The following is a 22,314-nucleotide window of genomic DNA, read 5'->3' as shown; positions in this document are numbered from 1 at the left end:
TGGACCTCACTCCATATTCTTTAGAATTATTAAATGATTTCTTGCCTTAATAGTATCTAAATGTATTAGATTCCCTTTTTCAATAACAAATTTCAATGTGTTATCCATTGCAAATAATAGAGATTTGTCAATATCTTCATAGGCTAATCTTCTTATTTCTTCTACACCTTGAAAATCTCTACCTGGTTCAATAAGATCGGCAATATAAACAATTTTCTCTAATAGACCCATGTTTTCTCTGCCAGTGGTATGGAAACGAATAGCATTTAAAATATCTTGATCCCCTACATTATATACTTTTTTTGCTATTTCTGCACCTAGATGGCTATGAATGAGCTCTTTATTAACTTTCATAACATTATCTAGAATTATATCAAAATCATTGGCCATTTTCAACAAATTTATTTCTCCCTGAAGTTTACCGCAATCATGTAGAAGTCCAGCTACTTTAGCTTTCTCAACTGAATAATTGTAGCATTTAGCTAGTTCTATACTTGTATTCATAACTCCTATGGAATGGTTAAATCTTTGTATTCCTATATCCTTTTTCAATTTATCATAAATCCATTGTTCTATCATTTTAAATCCTGCTCCTTATAAAGATTATTCTTATTTATATATAGTTCTACAGCTTTGGGAACTAAGTATTTGATGGACAATCTATTTTTTACTCTTTCTCTAATCTCAGTAGATGATATTTCAATTAAAGGTGATTCCAATATATGTATATTACTATTATACAATTGGCTTAATTCTTTAATTCTATTTTCTAATTTCCTATCGTCTAATCCCTTCCTTTTAGCTACTATAAAATTACATAAGCTTAATAGTTCTTCATAGTCTTTCCACTTATGTATCTGATATAAAGAGTCTGAACCTAATATAAAATAAAAATCTGTACTATTAGATTTAGTTTTTAAATATTTTATTGTATCTATTGTGTAGGTAATACCTTCCCTTTGTGTTTCAATAGATGATAAAAAATAATAGGGATTCGAATTTATGGCAAGTAAAGTCATATTATATCTATGAATATTCGATGTGATATAATTGTTATCCTTATGAGGGGGCTTCCCCGTTGGTATAAATAGTATTTTATCTAAGTTGAATTTAATTCTAGCATTTTCTGCTAATACTAAATGACCATTATGAACTGGATCAAAAGTCCCTCCCATAATTCCAATCTTCTTTCTTTTCAAGTTTTTCTCCTCCTGTATTTTAGCAAATAAAGATAAACTTCAGAAGGGTTAGTTCTGAAGTTTAAACTATTTATCTACTAAGGTAATTGAATTTTTTTGTTTTCTTTAGATTCCCTGTATAGAACTAATTTATTTCCTATACTTTGAACAAATTCTGCATTGGTACTTTCAGCTAAATCATTGGCTACTTTAGTTGCATTTAAATAACTGTTGTTCAATACTTTTATTTTTATAATTTCCCTAGCTTCTAGGGCTTCATCTACCTGTTTAATAAAATTATCTGTGATTCCATTTTTTCCTACTTGAAATATTGGATCCATAGTGTTGGCCAGACCCTTTAAATAACTTCTCTGTTTTCCTGTTAACAATTACTACACTCCTTTAGTTTTAAACTTCTATTTCTTTTCTAGATTGTCTTCTGTGAGATTCATAATTTTTGCTTCCTTTTTTCCATCCAGTTCTTGATTTTTCTGATGGTTTGTAGTTTCTATTGATTACTACTTCATTCTTTGCTAGGCAATAATATGTTGGTTGATTTTCTTTACAATTACCACAATTATAACAGTCCATTTTACACACAAGCCCTCCATTTAATCAAAAAATTCAAATTCATATCCACAAATAAATACTGAATCCTTTTCTTCAATTCCTAATTCCTTTAGTTTATCTACAACACCCCTTTTTCTTATAGTGTTTTGAAAATATCTTAAAGAATCATGGTTATCAAAGTTAGTTGAATATAGTAATCTCTCTATGAAGGAACCTTCAACAATATATTGTCCATTTTCCTTCTTAACAATAATAGTGTCTTCAGTCGGTCCTGTAACTGTTATGTCTATCTTTTCATCAAAGGTTTCATATTCAGTTTCAATATCTTTTAATGCTTCCCATATACCATATTTTAGTCTATTAATTCCCTCCTTAGTTGCAGCAGATAACGGAAAGACTTTATACCCTAAGGGTTCAAATTCCTCTTTTATTTTATTAAGCCAATTTTCTGATTCAGATAAATCTATTTTGTTGGTCACAATTATCTGATCTTTGTCTTTAAGCTTTGGGTTATAACGAGTTAACTCTTCGTTTATCTTGTAAAAATCCTCTATTGGATTTCGCCCTTCTATACCAGAACTATCTAATACATGAACTAGTAATTTTGTCCTTTCCACATGCCTTAAAAAATCATGACCTAGGCCTGCCCCTTCATGGGCTCCCTCTATCAATCCAGGAATATCGGCAATAACGAAGCTTTGCTCATCATCAACTCTAACTACTCCTAAATTAGGTTTTAAAGTTGTAAAATGATAATTAGCAATTTTAGGTTTTGCTTCTGACAAAATAGATAGTATTGTGGATTTTCCCACATTGGGAAATCCAATTAAGCCAACATCAGCCAATAGTTTCAATTCTAAGATAATCGTCTTCTCTTCTCCTTTTGTTCCTGGTTCAGCAAACCTGGGTGCTTGTCTAGTAGGGGTTGCAAATTTTGCATTACCTTTTCCCCCTTTGCCTCCTTTAGCTATTATAAACTTTTGATTATGTTCTTTAATATCTACTATTACCTTTTCTGTATCTCCATCTTTTATTAAAGTTCCTACTGGAACTCTAAGTACTAAATCCTGTCCTCTTTTACCAAATTGCTTTTTAGTTCTGCCATTTTCTCCGTTCTCAGCTTTATAAGAGCGTTTATATCGAAAATCCATTAATGTTCTTATACCTTCGTCTCCTTGTATAATTATACTTCCACCATCGCCACCATCACCGCCATAAGGACCTCCTGCTGGTTCATATTTCTCTCTTCTGAAGGCAACAGCTCCATCTCCACCTTTACCTGCTTTTAGATTAATCTTGGCTATGTCAATAAACATATTATCATCCTTTATCATTTTGTAATTTAATTATACCAACTTATAATTAGCTGTCAATAATTAAAAATTCTAAATGCTATTAATTTAAATATTATTTTATTCTAGTCCTTTAAAATTATTCTAATATTTTCTCAGAAAAAAAAGCCTACCATATTGGCAAGCTTTAGAATTTATGCTAATTCCTCATTAGGATATACGCTAACTTGTTTTCTATCTCTACCTTTTCTCTCGTACTTAACAACGCCATCTACTTTAGCAAATAGAGTATCGTCTCCGCCTCTACCTACGTTGTTTCCGGCATGAATCTTTGTGCCTCTTTGTCTAACAAGGATATTACCAGCTAATACAAATTGACCATCGCCTCGTTTAACGCCTAAACGTTTAGCTTCACTATCTCTACCATTTCTAGAGCTACCTACTCCTTTTTTAGAAGCAAATAATTGTAAATTTAGCTTTATCATCTTCTACACCTCCCTATATTTGAGAGTTATATACTCCGAGTAACTTTCTAATATTGATTTTATACCTATTTCAAAAGTCTTCAAAACTATTTCCGTTTTCATTCTAGTGCTTATATCTAGGGTATTTGGAAGGGTCACATTTAAGAATCCTTTATCATCTATGGAATAATCTATTTTTTTTTCTGGGACATTGCATACTTCAACTAAAGAGATTAATGTAGTCTGAGCTAGTACGGATACAGCTGCACATACTATATCTTTTCCTTTAATATCATAATCTGCGTGTCCAGAAACTTTATATCCTTCAATATAACCTTTCCTATCCTTAAATATAATAATCTTTATCATAATTAACCAACAATCTTTTCAATCTTTAATTTTGTATAAGGTTGACGATGTCCTTGTTTCTTTCTGTAATTCTTTTTAGCCTTATACTTGAAAACGATGATCTTTTTAGCTTTTCCTTGTTCTAATACAGTAGCTTCTACTTTAGCTCCTTCAACATAAGGCTTTCCAACGATTAAATCGTCTTCTTTTGAAACAAGAAGTACTTTAGATAAATCTATTTTTTCTCCTTCTTCGGTGTCAATTTTTTCAACAAATACAATGTCCCCTTCTTGAACTCTGTATTGTTTTCCACCTGTTTCTACTACAGCATACATCTCTACAATGCACCTCCTCTAACCAGTCTCGCCAATGTTAGGTGACTATGCTTAAACCCACATTGAGCGGCTACCTACAAACAAAAATTTTACCAGATAAATATGGATTTGTCAATACTTCTATCCAAAATTTTGCCTCTACCATTACAGTCTGGACATTTTTTAACAAATCTTGAACTCAAGCTATTTCTAACCTTTTTTCTAGTTAATTCTACTAATCCTAATTTTGTAATGCCAATTATATTAGCCTTATTTCTATCAAAACTTAAAGATTCTTCCAATTTGTTTAAAACCAAATCTATGTCCTTATTATGCTTCATATCTATAAAATCAATAATTATTATTCCAGTTATATCTCTAAGCCTGATCTGTTTTGATATTTCTTCGGCGGCTTCTAGATTGGTCTTAACCACCGTATCTTCAAGATTTTTACTACCTGTAAACTTGCCTGTGTTAATGTCTATGGCGGTTAAGGCTTCTGTCTCGTCTATTACTATATATCCACCGCTTTTAAGGGTTACCTTTCTTTCTAATGCAGTTTGAATATCATTCATAATACTTTCCTTTGACAATATATCGAAGCTTTTATCATAATGTATTCTTTCTTCTAATTTAGGAAAGATGATTCCTTGAAGGTTTAATAAACTTTCATATTTTTCCTTGTTATTTATGATTATCCTATGAATATTATCATTATAAACATCTCTAATGATTTGATGAGAAAGATCCATCTCTTTATATATTAATTTAGGACAGGGTAAAAAATTTCTCTCTCTTTCTATTTTTCTAAATATATTTATAAGAGTATTATATTCATCAATTAATATTTCTTTTGCTACGCCAGATGACTTTGTCCTAAAGATTAATCCCATACTGTCCCTTTGCATATCTTTTCCGATTTGGTTTAATCTTTCTATTTCTTCTATATCATCAATTTTTCTAGAAAAATTGATTTTGTCAGAGAATGGGGTTAGTACTACAAATCTTCCCGGTAAAGTAATATGAGTTGTTACTTTAGCTCCTTTATTTTGAGAAGCTTCTTTTAGTACCTGGACTATTACTTCTTCCCCATTCTTTATTATATCTTCAATCTTTATCTGTCCATCAATCTTTATCTGTCCATTTTTCTTAATCATCTCTTTAGGCAGAGCATTTTTTATATATAGATATGCATTTCTACCTTCCCCTATATCCACAAAGGCTGCTTCCATACCTGGCAATACATTGACTACCCGACCTCTATAAATATTTCCTGCTTGTTTTTTATAATCCTTTTCGTCTATATAAAGTTCTACAAGTCTATTTTCTTCAACTACACCTGTTATTTCAACATTATCTTTTGAATCGATAAAAATATAATTCATATTACCTCTCCTAAATTTTACATTGGCGATACAATTCTACCCTTATCTTCGGCTAATAGTTGGAGTCTCTTAATATCTACAGTATCAAAGTCTATACCTATACTAATATGTTTTTCCATAGCTTCTAAAAAATCTGTAGGTTTAAGATTCCCATTGTCTCCAGCTTTAAGGAGGCAATTCATTGCTATTGTAGTTTTAAAAGGTGAATCTGCTTCAACTCTGAAATCTTCTATTATAACATTACCAATAAAACCTCTAATATTTTGATCCCTTTCCCTAATTTTATTGCCTTTGCGTCTAACTTTTTTAATTATTATTTCTTCTTTCTTTAGCCAATCTTCTAAAAGTTTTTGTAATTCTTCTTTGCTGTTTATATCCTTGGCTATGAACTTTATTTGGTAATAGCTCCAACTAATGAGGGCAGAAATGGATTTACTGTCTTCTATATACTTAGCTTCAATAATTCTAATTCCCTCTGGTAATTCTCTATTCATCCTTTCCATAAAATCCTCTATGGGTATTTTATCATATAGATCAATATCCATATATTCTTCTACGCTTTCAATTCCCAAGGCTAATGGATTAGCTATAGAAAATTTAGGCTGAGGGTTAAATCCTTCAGAATATCTAATAGGTATATATCCTCTCCTAAAGGTCCTCTGAAATAACCTCATCAAATCTAAATGAGATATATACTTTAAATAGTCTTCCTTTGTAAATTTCACCCGTAGAATCATTTGCATACACCACCTGTAAAGCTTTTGTTGATCCCGCAATTAGTACATCCTAGCCTACAATCCCTAGTTAATTCCTCTTCTTTTGCTTTTTCATATTCTTTAATTAGATATTCTTTAGTGACCCCTGGCTCTATAAAATCCCATGGAAAAATTTCTTCCAGCTGTCTTTCTCTTAATGCATAAAAATCTCCATCTATTCCTGTTTCCTTAAAGGCTTCAATCCATTTGTCATAATCAAATTTTTCTGACCAACCATCAAATTTACATCCTTTTTCCCAAGCTTTTATCAAGCCTTTACCTAATCTTCTATCTCCTCGAGCCAGTACTGCTTCTAGATAACTAAGCTTTGGATCATGATAGTTGAATGTAACTTTTTTATCTTTTACATTTTTTTTAATTAAATCTATTTTTTCATAAAATTCATCAATGGAGTTTTGACCTACCCATTGGAAAGGCGTGAAAGGTTTAGGCACAAAACAGGAAGCACTAAGAGTTATCTTTAAATTTCCTCTACGTTTTTCTCTAGGTAAGCTAAAGAATATATCTTTTACTTTATAACCTAAATCTCTAATACCTAATAGGTCCTCTTCTTCCTCTGTAGGTAAACCTATCATAAAGTATAGCTTTATAGTAGACCAACCTTCCTCAAAAGCGTAGGTAGTAGCAGTGATTAAATCTTCTTCTGTTACCCCTTTATTAATTACATCTCTTAACCTTTGACTACCTGCTTCTGGAGCAAAGGTAAGACCAGTTTTCCTAACCTTCTGGATCTCTTTAAGAACTCCTATACTAAAAGAATCTAGTCTAAGGGAAGGTAGTGATACCCCAACCCTTTCTTCTTCATATCTATCCATTAGTTTTGAAATCAACAGTTGAAGCTGAGAATAATCACAGGAACTAAGGGATGTTAAAGATATATCTTCATATCCTGTGTTTTTTTCTAATTTATCCGCTAATTCTAATAGTCTATCAACTGATTTTTCCCTAACTGGTCTGTAAATCATACCAGCTTGGCAAAATCTACAGCCCCTTGTACAACCTCTAAAAACCTCTAATGGAATTCTATCATGGATTGTTTCTATATAGGGTAAAATTAATTTTTCTGGATAATAAACCGAGTTTAAATCCTTTATTATCCTTTTTTTTATGGTTTTTGGTGCCCCTGCTACTATGGGTTCCATCTTATCTATAGTATTGTCTTCTTTATAGACTACCTGATAAAAGGATGGTACATATACTCCTTCAATGCTACTTATTTCCTTTAAAAAGTCTAGTCTGCTTGCCTTTGCATCTTTATTTTCTTTATATTTTTTTAATATTTCTAGTGTGACTTCCTCTCCTTCACCAATTACGAAAAAATCTATTATATCTGCTAATGGTTCTGGATTATATGCACAAGGTCCTCCAGCTATTATAAAAGGGCTATCCTCTTTTCTATCTTTTGATAGAATTGGAATTCCTCCTAAATTGAGCATATTGATTATATTAGTATAACTCATTTCATATTGTAATGTAAAGCCAACAAAGTCAAAGTTTTTTATTGGCTCTCTATTTTCTAGAGTAAATAAAGGTATGTTTTCCTTAGTCATCTCTTCTTCCATATCCGTCCAAGGAGCAAACACCCTTTCACAAGCAATATCTTCTTCCTGATTTAACAGATTATATAATATATGAAGGCCTAAATGGGACATGCCTACTTCATATATATCTGGAAATGCAAAAGCAAATTTGACTTTTACTTTATTTAAATCCTTCTTAATAGAGTTTTTTTCCATACCTATATATCTGGCAGGCTTTTCTACCTTTTTTAATACTTTATCGAATTTATTAATATCTATCATCTATATCACCTTTTCTTTAGTACTCTAATACTATCTTACCATCTTTTTATTTCTTTTAATAGAAGAAAAACAAAACTGTCTAGGACAGTTTTAAAGTTTTTTATTAAATTCCACATAGTTCAATGGATCTACTGGTGAATTATCTACCCATATTTCAAAATGCAAATATTTATTTCCATCTTTATTGGTTCCCAATGTACCTATTTTAGTACCTGCCTCTATTTTTTCTCCTTCTTTTACATAGGCAGATACTAAGTATCCATAAACTGATACTATATTCTCATGTTCTATTGTAACAAAATATCCTTTTGATCCTCTATCTTCAATGGACTTTACAGTACCTTTTTCTATGGATACAGGTTCCTTTTCTTCCTCTGGTATTATATCTACTCCATTATTAAATGTAGTCCTTCCATCTAGATACATAGTTTCTCCAAAAGGATTATATATTACACCTTCTATAGGTGGTGGATATTTAGTAGAATTAGTTATGTTCAAAACGGACAAAGTTTTTTCTGGCAACATTAATATCTTTTTTCCATAATTGATTATTATTTTTCCATCTTTCTTCATACTAAATTCATAATTTACGCTGTTGTGAATTATCTGGATGATACTGGATGAAATCCTGTTGTTTATCATTTTTAGTATGAAGATTAAAATTAAAATGATTAAAACGCCTATTATCTTATTTAACTGTCTTTTATAATGAAATCTTCTTTTTAAATAATTTATAATACCTTTTAAAATACCTTTGTATTTAACATTGTATCTTCTTTTATACATAATTTCACCCACCTTAATCTACTATTATGATATTTATTAATGGTGGGTTTTATTACTTATTAATTTGGATTTTTGATCAATTTTAATTTGTTGTTTCCTAGTGAAAATTCTTCCATTATATTTTCATTAACGAATACTTCCCCTTGTTTTGTAATAAATATGGTTTCTATTCCTTCTAATGTATTTACTAACCTAGTTCCTTCATCTACTCCTAAGACAAATAATGCAGTAGATAATGCGTCACCGTCTATGGATTTATCTGAAATAATGCTTATGCCAGCTACCTCATTTTCTGATGGATAACCAGTTTTAGAATCGATAATATGATGATATTTTTGGCCTTCATATATAAAATATCTTTCATAATCTCCTGACGTAACTATGGATTTATCTCTTACATTTAATATACCTAAGTAATTACCTGTTACTTCAAAGGGGTCTTGTATACCAATTCGCCAGGCTTCTCCATTTTCCTTTACACCTAATGCATATACATTGCCTCCTAAATCGATTATAGCAGAACTGACTCCCTTTTCTAATAATATCCTCTTTAATTCATCTGCTGCATAACCTTTAACTATTCCACCTAAATCTAGCCGCATTCCTTTCCTCTTCAAATATACTTGATTATCATCCATTAGTTCTAAATCCTTATAATTTACTAAATCCATAGCTTTTTTAATCTCTTTTTCTGATGGAATAGAGTCTCTTTCATCTTTGTCTGTTCCAGTTATATTCCACAAATTAACTAGTGGCCCAATAGTTGGCTCATAAGCTCCATTAGTAATTGTAGCAAAATGTTTTGCTTGTTGAATAACATAATATACATCTTCATGAACTTTTACAGGTTGGATTCCAGCGTTTTTATTTATTAAACTTACATCACTAGTATCTATGGTTGTGCTCATTCTTGATTCGATTTCTTCTAATCTATCAACAGCTTCATCCAGTATCTTCTTATCTTTCTGGTCATATATCTTTAGTGTAATAACAGTATCCATTAAGAATTCCGTTCTAGTTAAAGGTCCTTCATTATCTTTTTTTTGGCATCCTGCATTAACAAAAGATATAATAATAGCCATTATTATAAGTACTAACGATTTTTTTATTTTCATAATGATTTACACCTCTTAGAATATTTAGAAAAACCCTAACATTACGTTAGGGTTTAATTCCTATTTTGCTTCTTCTAATGCTTTTTCAACTAGTTCGATCATAGTAGTTCTTGTATTAGTAGCTCCTGTAATAGAATCTACATCTAGGTTTTCAGTACCATTATTGTCAATTATTAATTTTTGAACTCCTTTAACTACATCAAAGGAATCTAAATAAGCATAGTTATCGGCAGATTTTCTTTCTCCAGCTTTAACTTCAACTGGTTCAGTTTTTGGTTTTCCATCGCTGTCTGTAACAGGTTTGTTGTCTTCGTCAAAAACTACTTTATTGCTTTCCATATCTTCTACAGCTGATTCAAAATAATCTATTCCAACAATTTGTCCGTCTTTTACTACTACCGCTACTTCTCCTAACCAACCATGGCTTTCTTCTTCAGCCTTAGCTGTGTATTCACCATCTTTGTATACTGGAGTGTATGTTTCGCCTTTTTCAGCTTGCGCTAGTAATCTATTAACTATATCCTTAAAAGCTTCTTTTGTATGAGTAGCGCCTGAAACAGCATCAAAATCCATTTCATTTAAATCTTTCTTTTCGTTAAATTGTTCATTAAGGTTTTTGATTACAGCTAGTCCATCTGGGTAATTATAATTGCCTTCGTTTTTCTCTTCTCCTGAAGTTGCTAAAATCTCTACATAACTAAATGAAGAAATTTCACCATTTGCAACTTCCATCTTTGCCATGCCATAGTTACCATGGTCACTTACAGGATCCTTAACTAAATAAGTCCCATCTTGAAGCTCCCCAGTAGCTACAGTTTCGTTAGAGTCCTCATCAGTTGTAGTACTTCCTGTATCTTGACTACCACAACCAACTAATAAAGCAGCGATTAGCACTGTAGCTAATAGCATAAAACCTAACCTTTTTTTCATTTGTATCCCTCCAAAATTTTAAATAATTAGGTAAGTGCTTGAAAACCCTTGTATATTATACCTAAATTTTATAATAAATACAATAATTGTTTGATTATTAACAATCATTGTATATTATTCTTGGTCTTTAACTTTGATTATTGGTATATTTGCTACTAAGGCAGACATAGGCATATTGTCTGATTCTCTTTTCATTCTAGTTAATTTAATATCTAACCCTTCTTCATCGATTTCTGCATACTCCCTTACTACCCTAATCATATCACCTTTAATCATTTCTAAAAATTTGGGAGATAAATCTGATCTATCATGGACTAAAACCAATTTCAATCTTTCCTTAGCTACATTCTTACTGCTTTGATTTTTTTTGCCAAATATTTTAAGAAAATCCAAGGTTATTCCCCCTTTACTTGCTAAATAGTAGTTTAATTAACTTACTAAATTTACCTTCATTGGTCTCTAGGTTAAGTAACTCTACTTCCTTTCCAGTTATTCTATTACAAATATTTTTAAATGCCTTTGCTGACAATGGTTCATCTTCAACTACTACTGGTTCTCCTTTATTAGTTGAAATTACTATGGCTTCATCATCTGGTACAACTCCTATTAAATCTACCGCTAATATATCTATTATATCATCTACATTCATCATATCTCCTCTTTTTACCATATCATGTCTAATCCTATTGATAATCAGCTTGGGATTATTTAACCCTTGTGCCTCTAGTAGCCCAATTACCCTATCTGCATCTCTTACGGCTGAAATTTCTGGTGTAGTTACTATGAAAGCTTCATCAGCACCAGCAATGGAATTTTGAAATCCTTGCTCTATTCCTGCAGGGGAGTCTATTATTATATAGTCAAATTCTTCTTTTAATTCATTTATTAGCTCTAGCATCTGTTCAGGTTTTACTGCAGTCTTGTCCTTCGTCTGCGCGGCAGGTAATAAGAATAATCCATCAAATCGTTTGTCTCTTATTAAACCTTGTTTTAATCTACAGGTTTTCTCTACTACATCAACTATATCATATACTATTCTATTTTCCAGCCCCATAACCACATCTAAGTTTCTAAGACCAATATCTGTATCCACTACTACAACTTTATTTCCTAATATAGCTAATCCTGTGCCAATATTTGCAGTTGTGGTAGTCTTACCTACTCCACCTTTTCCTGATGTTATTACAATTGCTTTTCCCATTTTTCTTCCTCCTCTTCATTATTTTCTCGGTAAATATGGCTCAATAAGAACTTCTCCGTCATGAATTTTAGCAATTTCGGGCAATCCAGAAGGGGCTATATCTCCATCTGGTTTTCTTCCAATAATATTTGCGATTCTAAGCTGGGTTGGTTGCAAATCATAGGCAGCTACAATGGCCTCATAATTTCCATCTATCCCTGCATGGGCTACTCCCCTTAAAGTTCCAAGTATTATGATATTTCCTTTAGCTTTAATAAGAGCCCCAGGATTTACATCACCTATTATTACTATGTTCCCATGGTATTCAATAACTTGTCCAGATCTAATGGTAGTGTTTATAAACTTTGTAATTCCTTCATATATACCTTCAAAGGGCTTTTCTTCTTTCAAACAGGAAGGTAATCCATCTTTTGATATATGTAGTTTATACTTATTTTCTATTATTCCAAGTAACTCTTCAACCTCTTTTTCAGAAATATTCTCGCCTTTAACACCTAATAAATTTGCTCCTTTAAAAAAATCTATGGAGTTTTTTAATTTCTTCTCCAGTTCTATTCTAATCTGTTGAAAATCACCTTCTTTAATATAAATATAAATTCCTTCCTTAATTCCTCTAAAATTTACTAGTCCTTCTTTCACTGGTATTACCTCCACAATAACTTCTCTATATATATTCTTCATTGATTCAATAAATCCTTCTAATTTGAAAAATTGAATTGGAAGGTTTATAAATTACCTTGCCAATTCAATTTCAAACGGCAATGTCTCCTTCTCATCAGTACTATTAAGACCGAAATATTCAGCAATGATTTCTCTTGCAATAGGACCAGCATAGCCACCACTTCCACCTTGAAATAAAACTATAGAAACTGCTATTTCTGGTTCCTCATAAGGAGCAAAGGCTACGAACCAAGCATAATCATCATAGGTATCTCCAGTGGCAGGATTGACACCTGACCTTTGGGCTGTTCCTGTTTTTGCTGCTACTGAGACAGGAAATTTACCAAATAAACTTCTTGCAGTACCTTCACTAGCTACCTTTCTCATTCCATATTTTACATGCTCCAAGTTTTCATAATTATTTAGCTTAATTCTCTCTGGATTAACTTCCCTTTGGTATAGAGTTTTGGAGTTGTCAAAATTTTTTATACTATCTATAACTGTAACCTTATGTCTATATCCTCCGTTGGCTATTGTTGCAATATAGTTAGCCATTTGTATTGGAGTATAAGCATTTTGTCCTTGGCCAATAGTAACATTTAAGGTGTCTGTAATATTCCATCCTGCAAAGTTTAAATAGGTATATTTAATCTTATCTGCTAAACCTTCTCTTTCTCCTTCTAGTCTTTTTTCTGGTTCTATTCCCATAGAATCCAATCTTCTAATTACTTCATTTCTAGTTAAGGATTCCCCTGCTTCAGTCCAGCTGATAATTTCTTCAATCTTCTCGTCTATTTCTTCATCAGAAAACTGCTCTTCTACCTTAATATAAGACCTAATATTTCTATTTAGATACCTTTTTAATAAGGTTTTAGTTATCATTATTTTGCTTTGAGGGTCTGGCACTCCTCCAGAGGCTTCACTAGGAATATCTATCTCTATCCCAGTTTTATCGTTTAATCCTAATTCCCTTGATATATTAGCAATATCTTCTATATCCACTTTTACGCCTAGAGCTTCACCTGTTCTTTGATTTCTTCCTAAGGCAACGGAATAAAAATAGTAGTTACATGAATCTCTAAGGGCATCATATACATTAACTGGTCCATGGGTGCCTCTATTTGAATTCCATAGCCAACAACCAAATCTTTTATTTCCCACATCTACATACCCCATATCCCTAATAGTTTTTGTAGGACTCAACCCTTTTTCTAATGCTGCAAGGGCAGTTACCATTTTAAATGTAGAACCTGGCTGTATGGCTGTTTGTATAGCTATATTATACAAAGGTCTTGCTGCTAATGGGTCGTCCTCATTTTCTGGAAATAAACTAGCCCAGTCTGTGCTGGATATTCCAGTAGAAAAAAGATTAGGATCATAAGCTGGATAATTAGCTAATGCTAACACCTCTCCAGTTTTTACGTCAGTAACTACTACAGCACCAGAAGTAGCATTTATATATGGTCTCCTTTTACTTCTACTTGTTCCAAATTTATAATCTCCCCATTTGCTTTTAAATGTTCCTCCTACTTGGATTTGCTCTAAACCGTGTTTTAAAGCCTCTTCTGTTACCTTTTGTAGTTTCATGTCTAAAGTCAAATATACATTATTTCCTGGGATAGCTTTTTTTTCGTCTATTGTATTAGTGGTGTTTCCTAAAACATCAACCTCTACTCTTTTTACGCCATTTTCACCTCTAAGTTCTGATTCGAACTTCTCTTCAACTCCAGTCTTGCCAATTATATCATTAGGAGAATAACTATTTTCTTTGACGTATTTCTCGATTTCATTATTTTGGGATATTTTACCTAAATAACCTAATATATGGGCTGCTGTTTCTCCTTCTGGATAATATCTTACTGGTTCTATAGATACTTGAATACCTGGCATTTCCATGAGGCCTTCTTCAATTTTTGCAACGGTAGTATCTTTAATACCATAGGCTATATTAATTGGTTGATAGGCCCTATGACCTTGTTTATCCAATTGATCATATAGACTCATTATCACCCTAGATTCGTATTTGCTTAAGTTTTTATCTATTTCATAGTATTCTATTAAATAAGCAAAAGCACCCTCTGGGTTCTTCTCATCAGGAATTTTAAATTTTTCATACCAATCCTTCTTATTTACTATAGATACATATTCCCATCTTGAAACAGATATTTTAGGATTATAACCCTTTTCCAATATGATCTCTTGAGCTATTCCCTTTATTTGATCATCGGTTATAAAATCTTCTAATATACCATTTTTCTTCCCAAATTCTATTAATGCGTCTAAAGGATTTTTATCACTAGATATACCCTTGTCTTTATAGCTATATAGTACAGTATTAACTTCTTCGTTAACTTCTATTGTAACGGGAGACTCTAAGTCCTTCTCTTCTATTTTTTCAATCAATATCTTTCCAGGTACAGTTGTCTCAATATTTCCCTTTTTATCTTCAACTTTAACTATTTTCTCCAACAAATCTGCTAATGAAGTTTCCATAACAATATTTATAAAATCATCTTTAGCATTTGTTTTAAAATTAATATCTTCAAAAGTCTTCATAAGGGCTCTTTTTTGTTCTAAGTATTCTTGATCAAAAGTTATTGAATACTCTTTTAAAGTAAAGTTAGTGTCTAAACCTTTTTCTTTCAATATATTATAAACCAATTGTCTTGAAATGGGATGATCTATTATTTTTCTAATAATATTTTTATCGTTATCAATCAATCTAATTATCGCTTCTTTAGCAGTGGCCCCTTGATTTATCTGGTAATGTTTTTTCCATTGTTCTATATCCTTGTCATTGTTATAATTTAATTCTACCCCATTTTGGTTTAGTGCAACATTAATAGGCATGTCAATCCCTTTAGTTTTAAGAGCATTTATTGCTTTATTTACTGTTATAAATTGATAATGTTCTTTATAATCAGAATGAATATAATAGGTATCCAGTATTTGAGGTAATAGATTATTAGATATTATAATATCTAATACCTTTTCTGTTGGTGTAATATTTTCTATTTCATAAATATCTTCTCTTTTATAATCAAAGATATTAAATTCAATAGGAAATTCGTCTACATATATAACACCGTCTTCTTCAAGTAATCTGGCCAATGTCAATAATGTATTATTTTTCTTATCCCTGTCTTTAATATTTAATTCATCCTTTAAAATCTGTACAGTAAAACTAGGTTTATTACCAGCTAAAAGTCTTCCATATCTATCTCTAATTTCTCCTCTTGGTGCAGTAATATATATTTCTTTTAATCTTTTATTATCTGATATATCCCTATAATAATCACCCTTTACTATAGTCAATGTGGCCAGTTTAAATGAAATAATTAACATAATAGTGGTCAGTATGATGATTAAAATATTATATCGATTTTTCAGTTTTTCTAGTATTTTCACATCCTACACCCCTATCGTCTTCCAAACCTAATTGAAGGAATAACAAATATCTTTGAAAACCATTTATATAATATAATTGATATGAAGCTATTATAGAGCATTTCAATAATTACTACGTCCTTAAAAAAGATAAGAAAAGATATATTATAGGATAAAAAGTACATAAATAGATAGTAGAATAAATGATAACATATAGTGGAGATTAAGGTCATAATAAAGGGAATCAATATATTATCCTTAGATAGCTTGTTTTCTGTCATTCCCACTAAATATCCTATAAAAAAATATAAAAATCCATTTATTCCGATTACAGGACTGAATATGATATCCTGTAGTAGACCAGCTATCAAGCCTACAATACTACCTGCTCTTTTCCCCTTGAGTAATGCTATTACAACTATGATAACAAGACCTGTATTTGGTACTACGTTGAATATATTAAAATATTGGAGTATTGTAGATTGGAGTATGAAATTAATTATGATTATTAAAAATGTAATCAATATAAACAATTTAAATCCCTCAATTTTAATTAGATATGATAAAAACCTTATATAGTTTCTTAAAATCAACAGCTGACTCTATTTCTATATGTTTCGTTAAATCTTCGTCTTTCTTTATTACATCTGTAATCTCACCTATATATAAATCTTTTACATATATGCCACCTAGCCCAGAACTAAAAAGCTTGTCTCCCTTCATTATATCAGCTTTGGTATCAAATAGGTAACCATTTAATCTACCGTCTACGCTGCCTGATATTATTCCTCCATCTTGGGTTCTTATTACCTTAAAGGAAATTTTACTATTTTCATCTATAATGGAAACCACTTTAGACCAATTATCCCCTACCTCAGCAATTCTTCCAACTATGCCTTCTTGAATTACTCCATCATCGGTTTCTACTCCTTGTATTACCGTATCTCCTTTTTTAACACCATCATTTAAACCCTTGTCTATTGTAAATCTATCAAACCAATTGCCTGGCTCTTTTCCTATGATTTGGGCAGTTATTAAGCTATAATTAGTATTGTCCATTAGTTGTTTTTCACTCTTCAAGTATTCGGCTTTTCCAATTAGATCCTCATAGAGTCGATTTTTTTCTTCTAATTCGGCAATTTTTAGCTTTAAATTTTCATTTTCTTCTCTTAAATTACCAATATCTTTAATAGAACTAAAAAAATTGGAGGATCTTTTCCCTATATTAAAGAAAAACTTCTCTACTGGTTTAATAATATCTCCAATAGTCTTCTCTATCTTCGATAGTCCTGTTCTTTTATTACTAGTAACTCCAATAACAATAATTAGAATGATAGCAACTATAGTTACTATCATTCTATTTTTATATTTCTTGAAAAAAAACATAATATCACCACTAACCTATTCTTTTATTATTTGATACAGTTTTTTTCAAAACCTCGATACTTTCTAATGCTTTTCCAGTACCAATGGCTACACAATCTAATGGGTTCTCAGCTACATGAACAGGCATTCCTGTTTCATTCCTAATTAGTCTATCTAAACCATCTAATAAAGCTCCTCCTCCTGTTAACATTATACCTTGCTCCATAATATCTGCAGCTAATTCTGGTGGTGTTTTTTCCAATGTGGATTTAATGGCATCTAGAATATTATATATTTGTTCTCTCATGGCTTCATATATCTCTTTTGAAGTTATTTCTATGGTTTTTGGTAAACCGCTTATTAGATCCCTTCCTCTAATATTCATTTTAGTTTCTTTATTGTTTATGTTGGCAGAACCAATGGTAATTTTTATATCTTCTGCTGTACGTTCTCCAATCATTAAACTATATTCTTTCTTAATATAGTTAACTATGGATTCATCTAGTTCATCTCCACCAATTCTAATGGATTTACTGGTAACTATTCCACCTAAGGAGATAACAGCTACTTCTGTTGTACCTCCTCCAATATCTACTATTAAACTACCAGTAGGCTCATGAACAGGAAGTCCAGCACCTATTGCTGCTGCCATTGGCTCTTCTATTAAATATGCATCTCTAGCACCAGCATGGATGGCAGCTTCTTCTACTGCTCTTTTTTCTACTTCTGTAACCCCACTAGGTACACAAACTACTACCCTTGGTTGAAATAATGAACGTCTTTGCATAGAACGTTTAATAAAATACTTAAGCATGCTTTGTGTTATATCGAAATCAGCTATAACTCCATCTCTTAAAGGTCTTATAGCTACAATATTTCCTGGAGTTCTACCAATCATTTTTTTTGCTTCTTCACCCACAGCTAAAACCTGTTTTGTATTGGTTTGAATTGCTACTACTGATGGTTCTCTAATGACGATATCTTTGCCTTTAATATAAACTAATGTATTTGCTGTTCCTAAGTCAATTCCCATATCTTTCGTGAATGCACTAAAAATTCCCATATCCTTTGCTCCTTCCTTTCTATAGGCTAAAATTTACAATTTAGATAATGTTCTTCTGTTTAAAGCTTATATATTTATTATCACCAATTATAATATGGTCTAAAACCTTGATTCCAATTATATTTCCTGCATCGATTAATCTATGTGTAATATTAATATCCTCTGTGCTTGGTGTTGGATCACCACTAGGGTGATTATGTACTAATATAATAGAATTTGCACTTCTTTTAATTGCAATATTAAAGACCTCTCTTGGATGGACAATAGATGCATTTAAATTACCTATGGAAATATTTTCAATACTAATGATTTGATTTTTTGTGTCTAGAATAGCTATTTTAAAATGTTCTTTAGTTAAATACCTCATCTCTTCCATAAGTAATTCTGCAATTACTAAGGGTGAGTCTACCTTTAGTTTGTCTTCTCCACTTCTGCTAGAAATCCTTTTGCCTAGTTCTATGGCAGCTATAATTTGAGCTGCTTTACATTGGCCTATGCCTTTTATACTAGTTAATTCCTCTACAGTTGCATGAGAAAGATACCCAATCCCTGTTTTATCCATGCTGAGAAGTCTATTAGCTAAGTCTATGGCAGTATCTTCTAAATGTCCTGTCCTAATAATTATGGCAATTAACTCAGCGTTAGATAAAGAACCAACTCCATATTTAATCAATTTTTCCCTAGGCCTTTCATTAAGTGGAAGATCCTTGATAGTATAAGATTTGTTAATATCAATTCTTTTTGCCATATATTATCACCTTTATTATTATAATAGACTTATGTCAAAATGTCTTTCTAATAAACTGTCTAATTTATATATGGGCAAACCTATTACATTAAAGTAGCATCCATGAATATATTCTACTAATATTCCTCCTAATCCTTGTATTGCATATCCTCCTGCCTTGTCGATGTATTCCTTAGTATTAATGTAGTTCTCAATTTTTTCATCGGTAAGTTCTCTAAATTTTACTTTTGTCCTTTCATAATCTATAATCTTTATATCTGTATTGGCTTTTATGATACTTATGCCAGTTATTACCTCGTGTTCTTTGCCACTTAAAAACCTTAACATGTCTTTTCCCTCAGTTTGGCTTTTAGGTTTACCTAAAATCTTACCTTGATAAGTTACAATTGTATCAGCTCCTATTATAATTTCACCCTTGTCAAATTGTTTTGCTACTTGGATAGCTTTTTCAAAAGATAAAGCCATAGCAATTTGTTCAGCTATTTCATCTTGGGATATCTTTTCATCAATTTTGGATTCTATTATAATAGGTTTTACATTATACTTCAATAGTAACTCTTTCCTTCTGGGAGATGCGGAAGCAAGAACGATTCTGTTCATAATATCACCTTAATTCTTAGAATAAAATATATTGTCAAAAGATTTTCTTAAGTTCTTTACTACAAATATAGAAACTAATCCAACAAAATACCCTGTAAATAAACTAGTCAATAATAATATAGGAAAATAAGAGAATATCCTAAAATTTTTCATTATTATACTAGCTACTAAAACTTGAGCAAAATTATGGGCTAATGCGCCAAAAATGCTAACTCCAATTAAGCTAAAAATATTTGAAAATTTATTATACGCTATAAACATCAATATACAACTAAAAACGGAACCTGAAAGACTATAAAAAAGACTAGTAACGCTACCTGTAACTAAAGTAAATATAACGGATTTAAGAATACCTACAGTCAAAGCTTCTTTAAAACCAAAAATTACCAATGTAATTAGTATGACCATATTTGATAATCCTAATTTAGCTCCTGGCGCTACGAAAGGTACCGGCATCATGGATTCAATGACGCTTAACCCTAGGCCAACAGAAACTAATAATGATAGAAAAATTAATCTTTTAATTCCTTTCATCTTTTCACCTCTAACGGCTTATATAGTCTACATCTCCTTCATCTACCCCTTTTATCTCAATTACCAATCTATTAGGCAAGCAAACGATGACTTCTCCAACTTTAGATATATAACCCTGTTTTACATCTAATTGATCAGGACAATCGGCTTCAATTACTCGCACTTTTTCTTTGCCTATTTCAATTAAATTATATCCATACTGGGTTTCTACAGGAATAGTTTTTCCAATTAAATTACTATCAAAAATAAACTTCTTTATCTCTTCTCCATTTACCTGTACGCTTATATACTTTTCTTTATAATTAAAGGCTGATCTTTTTACATAAGCTAAGGATAATATGCTAATAACTACAATAAAGATCATCAAAAACTTATCACCTTTTGTCAACTTATTCACCCTTTTGAATATATATTAATTCTGTGCATATTACAATTAGTTTATCATTTATACTTTCCATTTACAAGTTAGATTTCCTTAGATAATTAGAAAGAGACATTGTTTCTTACTCTACCTTTTATATTATAAATGAATTCTAGTAAAAATAAAAGAGCCTAAAAAATTTAGGCTCTATTGGGCTGCTGCTTTTGGTTTTTCTAAACTTGAAAATATTGCTTTTGTAGGACATTTTTCTGCACAAATGCCACAATTAATACATTTTTCATAGTTAATTTTTGCTAAATAATTTTCAAATGTAAAAGCTTCTACTGGACAATTTTTAACACAGATTTGACAACCTATACATCCAGTACTACAATTGGCTCTAACAACTTTGCCAGGATCCTTACTCTTACATTTAACTATTACTTCATTATCATAAGGAACAAGCTCGATTATTCCTTTTGGACATACGCCTATACATTTTTTACAGGATGTACATTTATCTTTATCTATAACTGCAACACCGTCTATAATTTGTATTGCATCAAATTCACAAACATCTTTACAAGTACCACATCCCAAACAACCATAGGAACAGGATTTACTACCCCCTGCTAATATGTTTTGGGCTCTACAATCTTTGATTCCTTCGTAAATATATTTTTCCTTCGCTTTATTACAATCTCCTTGGCACAATACAGTAGCTACTTCCTTAGTAGATTCTACTGCATTTACTCCCATTATTTCAGCCACTACTTCAGCTACTGGATTACCACCAACGCTACAGGAATTTACGGGAGCTTTACCTTCTGCTATAGCATTTGCTAGACCATCACATCCTGGGAATCCACAAGCTCCACAATTAGCCCCTGGTAATGCTTTTCTAATTTCATCTACCTTTGGATTGACTTCCACTGAAAAAACCTTAGATGCTAATGAAAGACTGGATCCAAATATAAGTCCTAAACCACCTAATACTGTAATTGGATATAATATTTCAATCATCTTATTACCTCCTATACAAGTCCATTAAATCCTAAGAATGCAATGGACATAAGACCTGCCGTTATTAATGCAATAGGGAAGCCTTTTAGAGCTTCTGGTATATCGATTACTTCAAATTGCTCCCTTATGCCTGAAATCAATACTAGGGCTAAACTAAATCCTACTGATGCCCCAAAGGCATTAAATATTGTTTCAACTAAGGTATATCCTTCTTGAATATTTAATATTGCTACACCGAGAACTACACAGTTTGTAGTGATTAATGGTAAATATACTCCCAATGCATTATATAATGTTGGGCTTATCTTTTTTAGTACCATTTCAACGAATTGAACTAATGCTGCTATAACAAGAATAAATACTATAGTTTGTAAATATTGTAATCCTAAAGTATCTAGAATAGCATGATGTA

27 protein-coding genes are annotated in these 22,314 nt (G+C 31.4%); all 27 read right to left on the bottom strand.

The features are described from left to right. Positions 1 to 6: 6 nt before the first annotated feature. Positions 7 to 579, bottom strand: a complete 573-nt coding sequence (gene yqeK / locus C3E89_RS10255) for a bis(5'-nucleosyl)-tetraphosphatase (symmetrical) YqeK (protein ID WP_236912738.1) — start codon at positions 577 to 579, stop codon at positions 7 to 9. Continuing rightward, entirely contained in the window at positions 576 to 1,199 is a 624-nt protein-coding gene (gene nadD, locus C3E89_RS10250; RefSeq protein ID WP_236912736.1) for a nicotinate-nucleotide adenylyltransferase, read from the bottom strand. Before nadD ends, yqeK begins: the two co-directional genes overlap by 4 nt. Positions 1,200 to 1,276: 77 nt before the next feature. Continuing rightward, a complete protein-coding gene (gene yhbY / locus C3E89_RS10245; RefSeq protein WP_236912734.1) occupies positions 1,277 to 1,567 on the bottom strand; it encodes a ribosome assembly RNA-binding protein YhbY in 291 nt (96 codons plus the stop codon). Between the two features lie 19 nt (positions 1,568 to 1,586). Beyond that, complete coding sequence (locus C3E89_RS10240; RefSeq protein ID WP_236912732.1) at positions 1,587 to 1,769, bottom strand: hypothetical protein; 183 nt, start codon at positions 1,767 to 1,769, stop codon at positions 1,587 to 1,589. Between the two features lie 20 nt (positions 1,770 to 1,789). After that, positions 1,790 to 3,064 carry a GTPase ObgE gene (gene obgE / locus C3E89_RS10235; protein WP_236912730.1) on the bottom strand — a complete coding sequence of 425 codons (1,275 nt, stop codon included), beginning with the start codon at positions 3,062 to 3,064 and terminating at the stop codon, positions 1,790 to 1,792. A gap of 170 nt (positions 3,065 to 3,234) precedes the next feature. After that, positions 3,235 to 3,525 carry a 50S ribosomal protein L27 gene (rpmA, locus tag C3E89_RS10230; RefSeq protein ID WP_236912728.1) on the bottom strand — a complete coding sequence of 97 codons (291 nt, stop codon included), beginning with the start codon at positions 3,523 to 3,525 and terminating at the stop codon, positions 3,235 to 3,237. Positions 3,526 to 3,528: 3 nt separating this feature from the next. Further along, positions 3,529 to 3,873 carry a ribosomal-processing cysteine protease Prp gene (locus C3E89_RS10225; RefSeq protein WP_236912726.1) on the bottom strand — a complete coding sequence of 115 codons (345 nt, stop codon included), beginning with the start codon at positions 3,871 to 3,873 and terminating at the stop codon, positions 3,529 to 3,531. Between the two features lie 2 nt (positions 3,874 to 3,875). Then, the gene (rplU, locus tag C3E89_RS10220) at positions 3,876 to 4,187 is read right to left on the bottom strand and encodes a 50S ribosomal protein L21 (protein ID WP_236912724.1); all 312 of its coding nucleotides are present in this window, start codon (positions 4,185 to 4,187) and stop codon (positions 3,876 to 3,878) included. 89 nt (positions 4,188 to 4,276) lie between these two features. Continuing rightward, entirely contained in the window at positions 4,277 to 5,551 is a 1,275-nt protein-coding gene (locus tag C3E89_RS10215) for an Rne/Rng family ribonuclease (protein ID WP_236912722.1), read from the bottom strand. Positions 5,552 to 5,568: 17 nt separating this feature from the next. Next, positions 5,569 to 6,288 (bottom strand): TIGR03936 family radical SAM-associated protein, encoded by a 720-nt coding sequence (locus tag C3E89_RS10210; protein WP_236912720.1) that lies wholly within the window; start codon positions 6,286 to 6,288, stop codon positions 5,569 to 5,571. Further along, on the bottom strand, positions 6,285 to 8,120 hold the full coding sequence (locus C3E89_RS10205) for a TIGR03960 family B12-binding radical SAM protein (RefSeq protein WP_236913472.1): 1,836 nt from the start codon (positions 8,118 to 8,120) through the stop codon (positions 6,285 to 6,287). Before C3E89_RS10205 ends, C3E89_RS10210 begins: the two co-directional genes overlap by 4 nt. 99 nt (positions 8,121 to 8,219) lie before the next feature. Continuing rightward, on the bottom strand, positions 8,220 to 8,915 hold the full coding sequence (locus C3E89_RS10200; protein ID WP_236912718.1) for a murein hydrolase activator EnvC family protein: 696 nt from the start codon (positions 8,913 to 8,915) through the stop codon (positions 8,220 to 8,222). 59 nt (positions 8,916 to 8,974) lie between these two features. Beyond that, entirely contained in the window at positions 8,975 to 10,030 is a 1,056-nt protein-coding gene (locus tag C3E89_RS10195; protein ID WP_236912717.1) for an FAD:protein FMN transferase, read from the bottom strand. 60 nt (positions 10,031 to 10,090) lie between these two features. After that, positions 10,091 to 10,960 carry an FMN-binding protein gene (locus C3E89_RS10190; RefSeq protein ID WP_236912715.1) on the bottom strand — a complete coding sequence of 290 codons (870 nt, stop codon included), beginning with the start codon at positions 10,958 to 10,960 and terminating at the stop codon, positions 10,091 to 10,093. A 114-nt stretch (positions 10,961 to 11,074) separates the two neighbouring features. After that, positions 11,075 to 11,359 carry a cell division topological specificity factor MinE gene (gene minE / locus C3E89_RS10185; protein ID WP_236913471.1) on the bottom strand — a complete coding sequence of 95 codons (285 nt, stop codon included), beginning with the start codon at positions 11,357 to 11,359 and terminating at the stop codon, positions 11,075 to 11,077. Positions 11,360 to 11,366: 7 nt separating this feature from the next. Further along, positions 11,367 to 12,161, bottom strand: coding sequence for a septum site-determining protein MinD (gene minD, locus C3E89_RS10180; protein ID WP_236912713.1), 795 nt, complete (start codon positions 12,159 to 12,161; stop codon positions 11,367 to 11,369). 18 nt (positions 12,162 to 12,179) lie between these two features. Beyond that, positions 12,180 to 12,800 carry a septum site-determining protein MinC gene (minC, locus tag C3E89_RS10175; protein WP_236912711.1) on the bottom strand — a complete coding sequence of 207 codons (621 nt, stop codon included), beginning with the start codon at positions 12,798 to 12,800 and terminating at the stop codon, positions 12,180 to 12,182. Between the two features lie 93 nt (positions 12,801 to 12,893). After that, positions 12,894 to 16,229: a penicillin-binding transpeptidase domain-containing protein gene (locus tag C3E89_RS10170; RefSeq protein ID WP_236912708.1), complete on the bottom strand. Its 3,336-nt coding sequence runs from the start codon at positions 16,227 to 16,229 to the stop codon at positions 12,894 to 12,896. A gap of 11 nt (positions 16,230 to 16,240) precedes the next feature. Continuing rightward, entirely contained in the window at positions 16,241 to 16,741 is a 501-nt protein-coding gene (gene mreD / locus C3E89_RS10165; RefSeq protein WP_236912706.1) for a rod shape-determining protein MreD, read from the bottom strand. Positions 16,742 to 16,757: 16 nt separating this feature from the next. Next, entirely contained in the window at positions 16,758 to 17,594 is an 837-nt protein-coding gene (gene mreC, locus C3E89_RS10160; RefSeq protein ID WP_236912703.1) for a rod shape-determining protein MreC, read from the bottom strand. 10 nt (positions 17,595 to 17,604) lie between these two features. Then, on the bottom strand, positions 17,605 to 18,636 hold the full coding sequence (locus C3E89_RS10155; protein ID WP_236912701.1) for a rod shape-determining protein: 1,032 nt from the start codon (positions 18,634 to 18,636) through the stop codon (positions 17,605 to 17,607). 40 nt (positions 18,637 to 18,676) lie between these two features. Continuing rightward, the gene (gene radC, locus C3E89_RS10150; protein WP_236912698.1) at positions 18,677 to 19,384 is read right to left on the bottom strand and encodes a RadC family protein; all 708 of its coding nucleotides are present in this window, start codon (positions 19,382 to 19,384) and stop codon (positions 18,677 to 18,679) included. Between the two features lie 18 nt (positions 19,385 to 19,402). After that, positions 19,403 to 19,984, bottom strand: coding sequence for a Maf family protein (locus C3E89_RS10145; protein WP_236912696.1), 582 nt, complete (start codon positions 19,982 to 19,984; stop codon positions 19,403 to 19,405). A 9-nt stretch (positions 19,985 to 19,993) separates the two neighbouring features. Then, positions 19,994 to 20,518 carry a Gx transporter family protein gene (locus C3E89_RS10140; protein WP_236912695.1) on the bottom strand — a complete coding sequence of 175 codons (525 nt, stop codon included), beginning with the start codon at positions 20,516 to 20,518 and terminating at the stop codon, positions 19,994 to 19,996. Positions 20,519 to 20,528: 10 nt separating this feature from the next. Continuing rightward, positions 20,529 to 20,906: a NusG domain II-containing protein gene (locus C3E89_RS10135; protein ID WP_236912693.1), complete on the bottom strand. Its 378-nt coding sequence runs from the start codon at positions 20,904 to 20,906 to the stop codon at positions 20,529 to 20,531. A gap of 180 nt (positions 20,907 to 21,086) precedes the next feature. Continuing rightward, complete coding sequence (locus C3E89_RS10130; protein ID WP_236912691.1) at positions 21,087 to 21,902, bottom strand: RnfABCDGE type electron transport complex subunit B; 816 nt, start codon at positions 21,900 to 21,902, stop codon at positions 21,087 to 21,089. Between the two features lie 11 nt (positions 21,903 to 21,913). Then, on the bottom strand, positions 21,914 to 22,314 hold a 401-nt coding region (locus tag C3E89_RS10125), incomplete at its 5' end, for an electron transport complex protein RnfA (protein ID WP_236912689.1).

This window comes from Clostridium sp. Cult1, assembly GCF_021655095.1.
Taxonomy (GTDB): Bacteria; Bacillota; Clostridia; order Tissierellales; family Tepidimicrobiaceae; genus Schnuerera.
Note: the sequence above shows the minus strand (reverse complement) of the source record. Positions and strands in the feature narration are given on the sequence as shown.

What these genes read in the sequence shown, in the direction of transcription:
- yqeK (WP_236912738.1), bottom strand. Translation starts at nt 579, where the DNA reads ATGATAGAACAATGGATTTATGATAAATTGAAAAAGGATATAGGAATA.
- C3E89_RS10240 (WP_236912732.1), bottom strand. Translation starts at nt 1,769, where the DNA reads ATGGACTGTTATAATTGTGGTAATTGTAAAGAAAATCAACCAACATAT.
- obgE (WP_236912730.1), bottom strand. Translation starts at nt 3,064, where the DNA reads ATGTTTATTGACATAGCCAAGATTAATCTAAAAGCAGGTAAAGGTGGA.
- rpmA (WP_236912728.1), bottom strand. Translation starts at nt 3,525, where the DNA reads ATGATAAAGCTAAATTTACAATTATTTGCTTCTAAAAAAGGAGTAGGT.
- C3E89_RS10225 (WP_236912726.1), bottom strand. Translation starts at nt 3,873, where the DNA reads ATGATAAAGATTATTATATTTAAGGATAGGAAAGGTTATATTGAAGGA.
- rplU (WP_236912724.1), bottom strand. Translation starts at nt 4,187, where the DNA reads ATGTATGCTGTAGTAGAAACAGGTGGAAAACAATACAGAGTTCAAGAA.
- C3E89_RS10215 (WP_236912722.1), bottom strand. Translation starts at nt 5,551, where the DNA reads ATGAATTATATTTTTATCGATTCAAAAGATAATGTTGAAATAACAGGT.
- C3E89_RS10210 (WP_236912720.1), bottom strand. Translation starts at nt 6,288, where the DNA reads ATGATTCTACGGGTGAAATTTACAAAGGAAGACTATTTAAAGTATATA.
- C3E89_RS10200 (WP_236912718.1), bottom strand. Translation starts at nt 8,915, where the DNA reads ATGTATAAAAGAAGATACAATGTTAAATACAAAGGTATTTTAAAAGGT.
- C3E89_RS10195 (WP_236912717.1), bottom strand. Translation starts at nt 10,030, where the DNA reads ATGAAAATAAAAAAATCGTTAGTACTTATAATAATGGCTATTATTATA.
- C3E89_RS10190 (WP_236912715.1), bottom strand. Translation starts at nt 10,960, where the DNA reads ATGAAAAAAAGGTTAGGTTTTATGCTATTAGCTACAGTGCTAATCGCT.
- minD (WP_236912713.1), bottom strand. Translation starts at nt 12,161, where the DNA reads ATGGGAAAAGCAATTGTAATAACATCAGGAAAAGGTGGAGTAGGTAAG.
- mreC (WP_236912703.1), bottom strand. Translation starts at nt 17,594, where the DNA reads ATGTTTTTTTTCAAGAAATATAAAAATAGAATGATAGTAACTATAGTT.
- C3E89_RS10155 (WP_236912701.1), bottom strand. Translation starts at nt 18,636, where the DNA reads ATGGGAATTTTTAGTGCATTCACGAAAGATATGGGAATTGACTTAGGA.
- radC (WP_236912698.1), bottom strand. Translation starts at nt 19,384, where the DNA reads ATGGCAAAAAGAATTGATATTAACAAATCTTATACTATCAAGGATCTT.
- C3E89_RS10145 (WP_236912696.1), bottom strand. Translation starts at nt 19,984, where the DNA reads ATGAACAGAATCGTTCTTGCTTCCGCATCTCCCAGAAGGAAAGAGTTA.
- C3E89_RS10140 (WP_236912695.1), bottom strand. Translation starts at nt 20,518, where the DNA reads ATGAAAGGAATTAAAAGATTAATTTTTCTATCATTATTAGTTTCTGTT.
- C3E89_RS10130 (WP_236912691.1), bottom strand. Translation starts at nt 21,902, where the DNA reads ATGATTGAAATATTATATCCAATTACAGTATTAGGTGGTTTAGGACTT.